At 40.2% G+C, this 12,245-nt stretch carries 8 protein-coding genes and 1 riboswitch; of the genes, 6 read left to right on the top strand and 2 right to left on the bottom strand.

Annotation, left to right across the window (positions count from 1 at the left end):
- Positions 1 to 14: 14 nt before the first annotated feature.
- Both OQ267_RS18710 and OQ267_RS18705 read right to left on the bottom strand, forming a co-directional pair.
- Positions 15 to 3,188 carry a peptidase MA family metallohydrolase gene (locus OQ267_RS18710; RefSeq protein WP_265837445.1) on the bottom strand — a complete coding sequence of 1,058 codons (3,174 nt, stop codon included), beginning with the start codon at positions 3,186 to 3,188 and terminating at the stop codon, positions 15 to 17.
- Positions 3,189 to 3,329: 141 nt separating this feature from the next.
- A complete protein-coding gene (locus OQ267_RS18705) occupies positions 3,330 to 5,777 on the bottom strand; it encodes a transglycosylase domain-containing protein (RefSeq protein WP_265837442.1) in 2,448 nt (815 codons plus the stop codon).
- Between the two features lie 143 nt (positions 5,778 to 5,920).
- Between OQ267_RS18705 and OQ267_RS18700 the strand changes: the two genes are divergently transcribed.
- The 6 genes from OQ267_RS18700 (at position 5,921) to OQ267_RS18675 (ending at position 12,155) form a co-directional block, all read left to right on the top strand.
- Entirely contained in the window at positions 5,921 to 6,799 is an 879-nt protein-coding gene (locus tag OQ267_RS18700; RefSeq protein ID WP_265837440.1) for a polyphosphate kinase 2 family protein, read from the top strand.
- Positions 6,800 to 6,872: 73 nt separating this feature from the next.
- A riboswitch (cobalamin riboswitch) is annotated at positions 6,873 to 7,063 on the top strand.
- A 96-nt stretch (positions 7,064 to 7,159) separates the two neighbouring features.
- A complete protein-coding gene (locus tag OQ267_RS18695) occupies positions 7,160 to 9,037 on the top strand; it encodes a TonB-dependent receptor plug domain-containing protein (protein ID WP_265837439.1) in 1,878 nt (625 codons plus the stop codon).
- 39 nt (positions 9,038 to 9,076) lie between these two features.
- The gene (locus OQ267_RS18690; protein ID WP_265837438.1) at positions 9,077 to 9,667 is read left to right on the top strand and encodes a DUF6580 family putative transport protein; all 591 of its coding nucleotides are present in this window, start codon (positions 9,077 to 9,079) and stop codon (positions 9,665 to 9,667) included.
- Between the two features lie 142 nt (positions 9,668 to 9,809).
- Positions 9,810 to 10,751 carry an ABC transporter substrate-binding protein gene (locus OQ267_RS18685; RefSeq protein ID WP_265837436.1) on the top strand — a complete coding sequence of 314 codons (942 nt, stop codon included), beginning with the start codon at positions 9,810 to 9,812 and terminating at the stop codon, positions 10,749 to 10,751.
- Positions 10,752 to 10,759: 8 nt separating this feature from the next.
- A complete protein-coding gene (locus OQ267_RS18680) occupies positions 10,760 to 11,443 on the top strand; it encodes an SIR2 family NAD-dependent protein deacylase (protein ID WP_265837435.1) in 684 nt (227 codons plus the stop codon).
- Positions 11,436 to 12,155 carry a diphthine--ammonia ligase gene (locus tag OQ267_RS18675; RefSeq protein ID WP_265837433.1) on the top strand — a complete coding sequence of 240 codons (720 nt, stop codon included), beginning with the start codon at positions 11,436 to 11,438 and terminating at the stop codon, positions 12,153 to 12,155. Before OQ267_RS18680 ends, OQ267_RS18675 begins: the two co-directional genes overlap by 8 nt.
- Positions 12,156 to 12,245 lie beyond the last annotated feature (90 nt).

Here is a 12,245-nt window from a genome sequence, read left to right as displayed (position 1 = left end):
AGGTCAGATACAGATTACCAACCAGGGGCAAAGGTTAAACCAAATACGCCGCCTTTTACATCTTTACGCTGGAACGGAATGGCATAATAAGGTTCAAGTACAAAATACCCGAAAACGTTTACCCGTAAAGAGATCCCTACGCTCATGACAGGCACCCGCTCAGTGGTTGACTGAAATGTAAGTTGTTTTCCACTGCTATCTAAAACCGGATTTCCATTAACATCTTTTAACGTCTCCGTTACATATGTGGGTTCGCTTTTAAATTTTACCTGCGTATCATTTGTCCAGGCTAAACCGGCATCAAAGAATAGATTTAAATCGCTGAAAAGGAATTTAGATGGTATTGCAGCTAATTTCTTAGGTCCTGTAAATGGTAACCGGAGTTCGAAATTAAAAACAGCAATTTTGCTACCTGTTAACTGATTGATATCAAAAGATTCTGAAGATTGAGCGGAAGTGGTTTTATAAATCGAATTTGATTCGTAGCCCCTTACTAAATAGGGGTAACCCACATACATAGGATAAAGTCGATCTGCATCTTTGCCAATTCTTAAGGTATTATAAGTTCTGGCCGCAATGGTTACTGGTTTTAATCTCCAGTACTTTCTTAAATCTGCAGTTACGCCCGAAAAATTATACGTCCCAAAATATTTTTCTGCACTTACCCGGTATCTGAAACCATCTAACGGACCAGTAAGACCGAAAATAGAATTATCGCCAACAAAGCCTGCATTCAATTGGTAAAGCGTAAAGGAATTAAACGGAATACCATAATCCTGTGAAGCTAATTCATTGGAAATCCTTTTCCGGTCAGCACCAATATAGCTACCTGCTGTATTATAATAATTGCTGTATCTGTCAATCCTGTAACTGTAACGCGAAAATGCGCCACCTAATTCAAAACGATGAATTTTACTGAATGGATATGCCGCAAAAAGCTGTACCTGATCTTCGAAAGTTCTGATGATATCGGTATTTTGTGCTACCGCATCAACAGTGGTGTTATTATCTGCCGGTAGTTTTTCATAGCTAACGGAATTAAATCCTGAAACATAAGGAATGTGAGAAATGGCGGCACCCCAGTTAATTCTGCTTTTCTGGTTAATGTATCCTACCAAACCACCGGCATCATAAATCTGCCCGTTAACAGAGATATTGGCAATGATTTGATTTGTTCCTAAAATATCACTGAACATGCCCACAATTCCACCTGCAACGCCGGTGCCAAAACGGCTTGAAGAAACACCAACACCACTATTGGCCAGATAGTCTAACCTGAATTTTGGTTTGTAAGCTACCGTTTTTAAAGAATCTGCCACCACCTTTTCAAACCTGTCGAAATTGTTTAAATTGGAGTTTACAATGTTTACACCTATATTTTCCATAGGCGGCAGTATGGCTGCATCAAAATTTTCATCCTGATTCCCTATTCTTTTAGGTTTGAAGCTATTTAACTTTGCATTGTATAGTGTGTAGCGCTGATAGCGGTAATAGCTGTATACAATGTCGTCGGTAGTGGAAACGGAAATTGCAGGTGAGAATTCTGTAATACCGCTAATCCCTGTAAAATAATCGGTAAGCTGATCAACGCTGTTATCAGAGAAATTGTATTTATAAAGGTTTCTGAAGCCATCTCTGTTGGATAAGAAATAGATATTCTGGCTATTTCCTGAAAATTGTGCGTTTAAGTTATTGGCGCCAGGAAATACATTTAAATTGCTGACGGTTTTATTTTCAATATCGTAAATGGCTAAATTGATCGGGTTTACGGCCGTGATATTATTGCTTTGAATGGCTGCCCGATCAGAAGAGAATACAATCTTTTTACCATCCGGAGAATAATTGGGTGCGTAATCAGAATAAACATCATTGGTTATCTGAGTGATTTGTTTCGTATCTAAATTGTAAGAGAAAATATCACTCTGTCCTTCTACCATTCCTGAAAATGCAATATCCTTTCCATTTGGAGACCAGGTAAGATTGCCGAATTGTTGCACCTGCTGCATGGATGTCTGGGAAGTGGTTGCTCCGTTTGATACATCAATAATCATCATCTGGTTTCTGCCATGACTGAAAATACTGAAGGCAAACTGCTTACTGTCTGGCGACCAGGCACCGGCAGATTCAATAAAATTAAAATCGTCAATGTGGCCGTTACTGATCTGGCTGCTGAGCTTCCTGATTATTCTTCCAGTTTTGGCATCAGCCAAAAACAGATCAATGCCAAAAAGATCTTTTTCAGACATGAAAGCCAGATATTTCCCATCCGGGCTCAGGGCAGGCGCAACGTTCATATTTCCCGCATTTTTATTATCTATAATTTTAGTTCCTGTAATTTTGATCTGTGAACTATCTGCCTTTAACATGGGTTTATAGTGTGCATCAATCGCATTTTTCCATAAGCCGGATAGCGTCTTGTCATCATAACCAAAAGTATATCGAATGGCATTTTCATAGCCATATTTTGCCGTATTCTTAAATAAGGGAACAATGGTCGTGTCACCATATTGAGATCCAATATACGTCCAGAATGCCTGACCATACCGATAAGGAAAGTATTTATTGGAATTGGTTAGGTCTTTCAATGAAGGGATATCCCGGTTCAGCATGGCATCGCGCATCCACATGGAAGTAAAGGCGTCCTTTTTCCCGATAGAAAGATACTCTGCCATTCCTTCAACCATCCAGAGCGGCGTCTGACCCACATTTTCAAGACTGATCGAATCTTTTTCCAACAGCGTATGGTATTGAAAAGCGTGTACCAGTTCATGCCCCAATACATGTCGTGTTTGACTGTTTAGTTCCATTACCGGCATAATTACCCTGTTTTTAAGTGCTTCTGTCACACCACCGGTACCAATGCCGATTTCACCCTGAAGGGCAGTCGTTTGCTGAAAATCAGAATGATTGTTATACAGGATGATTGGATTTTTCTTTAAGAAAGTATCCCTGAATACTTCCTGATGCATCTTATACCAGGTTTCTGCCTCCTGAGAAAATTTCTTTAGTAAGGCTTCATTTTTTATGTAATAATAAATTTCAAAATGCGGTGTCTGCAAAACCTTGAAATCAAGCTTTTTATATCTTACTTTATTTTGCCCGAAATACTGTGCCTGAACCGAAAAAGAAATTACAAGTAAGAACAACAGGGGAAGGTACCTCCTTATTAAAGTAGAGCCTTTTTTCATATATATGTTTAGTGAATGTCGGTTTAACATGCAGAAAATTGATCTATCAAAATTCCGGCATCAAAAATAGTTAATCTTTAAAATATTATTTCTTATTTAACATTTCAGCAATTTATCAGGCTTGATTAGACAAGGCTGGTCTTAATTATTCTCGTTTTTTTTCTTTTCTCTTTCTTCCTGGCGCTGTTTTCTTTTCAATTCACGTTCTTCTTTTCGGGTTAAGGGAACCGTTTGTACAGGCTGGGCAGGATCCGGATCTTGTTTCTTCTCTTCTTTTTTCACTTCCTGTTCAGTTGGCGTTACCGGATTAACAGGATCGGCTGTTTCGGGTACATCAAATTGAGTAGAATCTACCGCGGCAGTATCTACTGAGGTGGTATCTCTTACATATTGCGGGCTCGGACAGTTATAACTTCTGGTAATTTCTACAGTTGCTTTTGGAAATGGTCCGTAAGAATATCCACTGGATGGATCTAAATATACCTTTTCCATAAATTTAGCAAAGATTGGCAAGGCTGTTCTTGATCCTTCGCCTTGTTCTCCATTTTTAAAGTGTGCAGTTCTTTCATCACAACCCACCCAAACGCCGGTAACCAAATCCTTTGTTAAACCCATATACCAGGCATCTACATAATCAGATGAAGTACCTGTTTTACCGCCAATCTGGTTATTTTTTTTAAATAAATCTGGCCACTCCCATAAGGCCTGAGAGGTTCCTCTTGGCTCTTCCATACCACCACGAAACATATACGTCATTAACCAGGCTATTTCTTCGGTGAGTACACGCTTTGTTTTTGGCTTAAACTCATCAATCACATTATTATCCTGATCGGTAATTTTTTCAACCAGGATAGGATCAGTTTTAACCCCTTTATTCATAAAAGTACTGTATGCCTTTACCATTTCATAAACGGTTACATCATTTGAACCTAAGCTCACTGAAGGAACTGATTCCAGGTGACTGTCAATGCCGCATTCATGTGCAGACTTAACCACATTGTCCCAACCCACCTTTTCCGTCACCTGGGCCGTAATGGTATTCACAGATCTGGCCATGGCCCAGCGCAGGCTCATGTCTTGATAAGTCACACTGTAATCGGCATTTTTAGGTTCCCAGTATTTGGTTTCTCCCTTATCCTGGTATTTAATTTTAACCGGTTTATCAGTAAATTTATCACACGGGCTCATGCCTTGCTCTAAAGCAGTCAGGTATGCAAAGGGTTTAAAAGTAGATCCGGCCTGGCGTTTTGCCTGGTTAACATGATCATACTTAAAGAATTTATGGTCAATGCCACCCACCCACACTTTAATTTTCCCACTGGCTGGCTCCATGGTCATCATTCCGGTATTTAAAATCTTTCCATAATAACGGATCGAATCCAAAGTTGAAAAGGAAGTATCGCGATCACCTTTGTAGGTGAAAATCTTCATGCGCTTTTTCTTGTTGAAATAAGCCTTAACCGAATCAGGCTGACTGGAGAATTTCTTCATCAGCATGCTGTATACCGGTAAGTTTTTCATGGCCCTTTCCGGATAATCTACTTTATTCTTTTCCGAGTCATACCATGGGTCTTCATTTCCCCAAACACTATAAAACCTGCGTTGCAGGGTTTTCATTTGTTCTGCAACAGCTTCTTCCGCATATTTTTGAAGCTTAGAATCAATGGTAGTATATATTTTTAACCCATCCTCATATAAATCATATCCATTGTCTGTACACCATTTTTCCAGGTATTTGGCTACTGCGGCCCTCAGGTATGAATCACCATCACTGCCATCTTCCAGTTCACCTGCCTTTAGTTTAACCGGTTCCTTTGACAATGCTGTTAAGCTATCATTACTTAAGTATTTATACTTGTTCATTTGCCTTAACACTACATTTCTCCGTTCCAGTGCCCGTTCCGGATTTTTAGTTGGGTTATACATGGTGGTCCCTTTCAGCATGCCCACCAGCATGGCTGCATCCGTAACCCCCAGGTCTTTGGCATCCTTATCAAAATAGATCCTGCTGGCAGTTTTAATGCCATAAGCATTGTTACCGAACGAAACCGTATTCAGATACATGGTGATGATATCATTTTTAGAGTAATTCGATTCAATCTTAACGGCAGTCATCCATTCTTTCAATTTAAAGATCACGGTACGGACAACCGGGACTTTTGCAAGCAGCCCCTGCGATTTATTGTACCTGGTGCGGTAAAGATTTTTTGCCAGCTGCTGGGTGATGGTACTGGCACCACCTTTTTCGCCTAAGCCGATCACCGCACGGCCAACCGCCTGTGCATCTACCCCCCAATGCTTATAAAAGCGAACATCTTCCGTGGCCACCAGGGCATTAATCACACTGGGTGCTATTTCATTGAAATTTACCGGTGTCCGGTTTTCTTTAAAGTACCTGCCGATGAGTTTACCATCTGCGGTATACAGTTCAGATCCTACACGCAGGGTAGGCATTTTTATATCCTTTGTACTTGGAGAATAACCAAATAGCCATAAAAAATTAAGTTGAAGCGCAGAAAAGAAAATTATTATAAAGAATACAAATATTGCAGAATAACGTAAGTACTTGTTTTTTATCTCTTTAAACATATTGGCTAAGATGGTATTTGATAAATGCTATGGGCGTTAAATATAAAAAACTCTATATGCAAATTAACGTTTTTAATTTACTTATTTTTTAGTTCTATATTTAAAAAAATGGATACACTGAATTATCTTAAACATACATAAGAATGAAAAACGAATTTAAAGCGCTAATTGTACAGGGAGATAAAAAATTTTCTTTAAAGAAGGTAGAAACCGATTATACAGGCACATTTAATAAAGAAAAGGCAAAAGATGAACTGGTTAAAACTAAAATTGAAATCAGCCACCTGCAGGAAAAACTGTATGCTGCCGGCACACACTCCGTTTTAATCATTTTTCAGGCCATGGATGCGGCAGGAAAAGACAGTGCCATTGCACATGTCATGAGCGGGCTAAATCCACAGGGCTGCCAGGTATTTAGTTTTAAAGTACCTACCGCTAAAGAATATGAGCATGACTTTTTATGGCGGCATTACCTGGCTTTGCCCGAAAGGGGTAGGATTGGGATCCATAACCGCTCTCATTACGAAAATGTACTGGCTTGTAAAGTCCATCCGGAGTATATCCTGAATGAGAAAATCCCTGGCATGGAAGAGGTGAAAAAAGTAAATAAAGACTTCTGGAAAAAACGTTATGAAAGTATCCGTAATTTCGAGTCACACCTTTGTGCTAACGGAACAGTCATCTTGAAATTTTTCTTAAACGTAGGTAAAGCCGAGCAGAAACAACGCTTCCTCGAAAGGATCGAAGATCCGACTAAGAACTGGAAATTTTCATCCGGCGATATTAAAGAAAGAGGGCACTGGGATGATTACATGTCTGCTTACCAGGAAGCCATTAATGAAACCAGTACGGAAAGTGCGCCCTGGCATATTATTCCGGCTGATAAAAAATGGTTTGCCCGCTTAGCCATCAGTGAAATCATTTTAGACAAGCTGAAAAAACTGAACCTTGATTTCCCAACAGTAAGCGAAGAAGAAAAAGCTAAATTAGCTGAAACGAAATCGATTTTAATGGCCGAATAGTGAACTAACCATTGAACACTTATAAGAATTAATCAGCCTCAATTTTACTGTTTTACGAATAGCTTTATTTTACTACTTTTGCAGCGCTTTTGGTTTCCGGCGTTTTGTGCCGGAATTAAAAGGGAATGCAGTGTAATTCTGCAACTGTCCCGCAGCTGTAAGCTCTGTAACGGTTTTTAATTCTATGCCACTGTTTTTAACTGAATGGGAAGGCTAAATAACCGGGAGTAAGTCAGAAGACCTGCCACAAGTATATAATTTCATAGCTTTCGGGGATTGAAGCTAGGATTGGAGTACTTAACGGTTTCGTATTTTCATTTCCTTTTCTATCTGTTGGCTGTGGGCAAAACTCACAATCAAATGAACAAAACAAAATTCTTAATTGCAGCAGGCATTGGCCTTGTGCAATTTGGTATTGGCCAAGCCAATGCCCAGGACACCTTAAAACTAAAGGATGTGGTTATTTCTGCAACTAAAAACGATCAGAAACAATCACAAACAGGTAAAGTGGTCAGCATTATCAGTCGCGAAACTTTAGACCGCAGCAATGGCAAATCACTCCCTGAATTAATCAGCGAACAGGCAGGTGTCATTGTAGCCGGTTCAGGAAGTAACCCGGGATTAAACAAATCGGTATTTTTCAGAGGGGCAGGAAGTGCCTATGCGGTGGTGCTGATTGATGGTATCGTGCAGAATGATCCTTCAGGAAACGGCGGTGCCTTTGATTTACGTTTATTTTCCATTGATCAGATCGATCATATTGAAATTCTAAGAGGTGGCCAGTCTACAATTTATGGTTCTGACGCCATTGCCGGAGTCATCAATATTGTAACTAAAAAGGGTGGCCCCAAAGGGAATACGGTTTATGGCGTAGCCAGTGCCGGAAGTTATGAAACCTATAAAGGAACGATTGGTTTAAACGGTGCCGTTGACGGGTTTACTTATAATGTAAATTATACACACCAAAAAAGTGATGGCATCTCAGAAGCGGCTAACCCTGCAGGAAACAATACTGAATTTGACAAGGATGGTTATAAAACGGATGGGGTAAGTGCAAATTTTGGTATTCAGCTGGATAAGCATTTCTCTGTTAATCCATTTATACGTTATTACAGAGGAAATTACAAAATTGACGAGGGTGCTTTTGCTGATGGATTAGCCGCAAATAACACCACCCTTAAAAACTTCAGCGGCGGACTGAATACCAAATACGATTTTGGCTCCGGTAAAATTAACCTGAACTACAGCTATCAGAACACCTCCAATAATACTTTAAGCAGCTTTAGTGGGTTTCCTTACACCAGCATGGGTTCAGGCAGTATCAGCCTGATTGATTTATTTTACAACCAGAAGCTGGGTGAGAAATTAAATCTGTTGGCCGGAATAGAAAACAGGGAAATGCATTTAACTTCTGGTGCCAACCGCCCTGAAACCCACATTTTTGCCGCGTATGGCTCTTTGTTTTTACATGATTTGAGTGTTTTTAACCTGGAAGTTGGCGGACGTTACAATAAACATGAACAATATGGCGAAAACTATACCTATACCATTACCCCGAGCATCAACATCATCAAAGAAATTAAATTATTTGGAACCGTTTCAACGGCATTTAAAATTCCAACGCTCAATATGCTGTTCGGGCAGTATAGCGCAAATTTAGACCTGAAACCTGAAAAATCACAGAATTACGAAGCAGGCGCAAACTTCAGCTTTGCCGATGATCAATTTTCTTTACGTGTAGCTGGCTTTAAAAGAGACTTAACTGATGCCATTATTTATACGCCTGCTCAATACATCAACCAGGAAAGTCAAAAGGTTAAAGGTTTTGAAATTGAACCAGCCGTGAAGGTCTGGAAACTTGACATCAATGGTTATTATTCCTATGTAGAGGGGAACGAGTTCAATAGCATTAACAGCAAAGTTGAAGACTTCTTGTTCAGAAGACCTAAACATACTTTTGGGCTAACAACAGGCATTCAGGCCACTTCAAACTTGTATGTAAATGCTAATTTCAGGTATTTTGGTACCCGTACCGATGGAAATTTCGCCACCTATGCGGTAGAGCATTTACCGGGTTATAAATTACTGAGCGCTTATGCCGAATATGCCTTAGCCAAAAGAAGGGTGAAAATTTTCTTTGATGCCAAAAACATCTTAAACGAAAAATACAATGAAATTATCGGTTATAACACCTTAGGTTTCAACTTTAATACCGGGGTAACTTTTAATATCCGGTAAGAAAATATAACTTTGTATTGTTAATTTACCATAAACGAAATGTCTAACTTAAAATTTAATCCCCGCAACGTTATCCTATTGCTCATGATATTGGTCATTACGGCCTTGCGTTTGCTGATCACCTTTAATTCTGACGCACTTCAGTTTGCCAACTTCTCTTCTATAGGCGCTGTGGCTTTGTTTGGCGGTGCGTACTTTAAAGACCATGTAAAAGCATTTGAATTTCCATTGCTGAGTTTATTTTTAAGTGATTTCATTTTGGCGAATACGATTTTTAAACAATACAGTAATGGATTTCTTTACGAAGGTTGGTACTGGACGTACATTGCCTTCGCTTTAATGGTATTGGTTGGCCGTGTATTATTACGTAAAATAAATGCGGTATCCTTACTAGGTTCTACCCTTGCCATTACTTTAATTCACTGGATCGTCACCGATTTTGGTGTTTGGTTTAAAAACCCATCCTATACACAAGATGTTGCCGGTTTTTGGTTATGCTTAGAAAGAGCCATTCCTTTCGAAATCAGGTTTTTAGAAGGTACATTAATCTATGGCGTGCTTCTTTTTGGTGCCTATGAAATATTAAAATCAAAATTCCCGGTACTAAGATTACAAACGCAAAAGTTATAATTAAACCTATTTTTTTATTGATAAATCCTCTTTTGATTCCGGTCAGAAGAGGATTTTTTTTATCTTTACTTTTCGCTTTTTGAATTTTGATCAACCATAAAAAGCAATTCCATCATCATCCTAACGCTAAACATACTGCACCATGAAAGTTGTTTCTTTTTTACCTGCTGCCACTAAAATGATTTATGATATGGGTTTACAGGACTATCTTTACGGCGTCACCTTCGAGTGTCCGAAAGAAGCTGCTGATCAGCCCAAAATTGTGCGATGCATCCTGGAAGGTAAAAATTATACCAGTATCGAGATCGACCGGATCTTTTCGGCGTCCAAAGCCCAGGGCAAAAGTTTGTATTGGGTAGATGATGAACTGTTAGCAAGCATTGCACCAGATATTGTGTTCACTCAGGATATCTGTGAGGTGTGTAATATCGATACCATTTGTACAGAAACAGCAGTGATGAAACTCAGCAAGCAACCTGCGCTGGTTCCATTATCACCGAACAACCTGCAAGACGTTTATGAATGTGCCATAACCATTGCCAAAGCGCTTGGTAAAGAAGAGGTGGCTTTGCATTACCTGGCTAATCTTCAGCAAAAAACCGATGCCATTCTGGATACCTTAAGGGCAAACAGAGCACCACTGAAAAGGGTGATGCTGATGGAATGGATTGAGCCTGTGTACAATTGCGGACATTGGATTCCATTTCAGATTGCAGCTGCAGGTGGCGTGGATATGCTTTCCAACCCGGCGGGAGATTCTATTGTAACACCCTGGGATAAGATCTTAAAATATAATCCTGAAGTTTTGGTTATTGCGCCATGTGGTTTTGATATCAATAGAAGTCGAGAAGAAATGGATTTATTAACCTCCAAAAACGGATGGGAAAACCTCGAAGCCGTAAAACGAAATCAGGTTTACCTTGCTGATTTTGATATGTTCACCCAACCCAGTATAGGTACCCTGGTTGAAGGCATTGAGGCTTTAGCGTGTATGTTTCATCCTGATTTGTTTGTTCCCAATGAACAAATCAGCCGTAAATTCATTAACCTCAGCAGTGCTGTGTTTCTTCATCAGCCAGTTTAAATTTATTTATGAAATTAGTCGTGTTAACGGGGGCAGGGATCAGTGCAGAAAGCGGATTAAAAACCTTCCGGGATAGTGATGGCCTATGGGAAGGATATAACATATATGATGTAGCCACGCCCGAAGCCTGGAAGCGAAATCCTGAACTGGTACAGCAATTTTATAATGAGCGTAGGCGTCAGGTACTTGCGGCACAGCCTAACGCCGCTCATTTGGCATTAGCTGCCTTGGAGCGCCACTATGATGTGGAAATCATTACCCAAAATATCGATGATCTGCATGAAAGGGCAGGTGCGACCAAAGTGACGCATCTGCATGGCGTGATCACCAGGTCTCAGTCTGATCGGGTACCCCACCTTACGTATCCCATTCGGGGTGCTGAAATAAAAATGGGCGAACTTTGTGAGCATGGGGCTCAGCTGCGTCCGCATGTGGTGTGGTTTGGCGAGCCTGTACCCATGATTGAAGTTGCGGCCGAAATTTGCCGGCAGGCTGATATTTTTGTCTTGATTGGAACATCCCTGGCCGTTTATCCAGCAGCCGGATTAATTGATTTTGTTCCTGCCGGTACCACTAAATACATTATTGATCCTAAAATACCTGATGTAAGTCGCTATCAAAATGTGGTCACCATTGAGAAAGGTGCCGTAGCAGGAATGAATATGCTTAACGCCATATTAGCCGGTGGATAAGAAAGTCTGTATTTTTAACTGGAGTGGTGGTAAAGACAGCACACTTGCCCTGCATTATGCTTTGCAGGATCCTTCCATCGAAATCCGTTACCTGGTGACTACACTAACCGAAAAATATAACCGGGTTTCCATGCATGGGGTGAGGGAAGCTTTGCTGATCGCCCAGGCAAAAAGCATTGGTATTCCGCTGTATCAAATTCGCTTAGGAGAGATGCCGGATATGGAAACCTACGATACCACCATGGCAATTCACCTCAAAAAATTTAAAAGAGAAGGCATTACACATGCTATTTATGGCGATATCTTTCTGGAAGACCTTCGTACTTACCGTGAAAGCAAGCTAAGGGAAGTTGGCCTGCACGCCATCTTTCCACTCTGGAAGAGAAATACAAGCGAGTTGATTGCAGAATTCTTACAGCTGACCTATAAAACCATCATTGTTTGTACACAAAGCAATCTTGGAAATATCTGTGGAGCAGTAATCACCGGTAGCTTAATTGATGCACTTCCGCCAGCCGTTGATCCTTGCGGAGAAAATGGGGAGTTCCACACTTTTGCTTTTGAGGGACCCATCTTTCACCATAAAATCAGTTTTAGCCTTGGAGATAAAGTATTCAGAACTTATCCTGCACCAGTGCAGAAAGATGATGCTGCCCACGCATCAAAGGCCAAGCCTGCCGTTTCTGGCTTCTGGTATATTGATTTAGTATAGTAAATTGGTGTATGCAAATTTTTTGGCATCATTTTTTCTTAAGTACTGGTAATTAACTAAATCACACACATCAATGAAACCTGCTTGTAT

Source organism: Pedobacter sp. MR22-3, assembly GCF_026240075.1.
Taxonomy (GTDB): Bacteria; Bacteroidota; Bacteroidia; order Sphingobacteriales; family Sphingobacteriaceae; genus Pedobacter.
The sequence above is the reverse complement of the archived record's forward strand: the minus strand, read 5'-3'. Positions and strand labels throughout refer to the sequence as shown.

What these genes read in the sequence shown, in the direction of transcription:
- OQ267_RS18710 (WP_265837445.1), bottom strand. Translation starts at nt 3,188, where the DNA reads ATGAAAAAAGGCTCTACTTTAATAAGGAGGTACCTTCCCCTGTTGTTC.
- OQ267_RS18700 (WP_265837440.1), top strand. Translation starts at nt 5,921, where the DNA reads ATGAAAAACGAATTTAAAGCGCTAATTGTACAGGGAGATAAAAAATTT.
- OQ267_RS18705 (WP_265837442.1), bottom strand. Translation starts at nt 5,777, where the DNA reads ATGTTTAAAGAGATAAAAAACAAGTACTTACGTTATTCTGCAATATTT.
- OQ267_RS18685 (WP_265837436.1), top strand. Translation starts at nt 9,810, where the DNA reads ATGAAAGTTGTTTCTTTTTTACCTGCTGCCACTAAAATGATTTATGAT.
- OQ267_RS18695 (WP_265837439.1), top strand. Translation starts at nt 7,160, where the DNA reads ATGAACAAAACAAAATTCTTAATTGCAGCAGGCATTGGCCTTGTGCAA.
- OQ267_RS18680 (WP_265837435.1), top strand. Translation starts at nt 10,760, where the DNA reads ATGAAATTAGTCGTGTTAACGGGGGCAGGGATCAGTGCAGAAAGCGGA.
- OQ267_RS18690 (WP_265837438.1), top strand. Translation starts at nt 9,077, where the DNA reads ATGTCTAACTTAAAATTTAATCCCCGCAACGTTATCCTATTGCTCATG.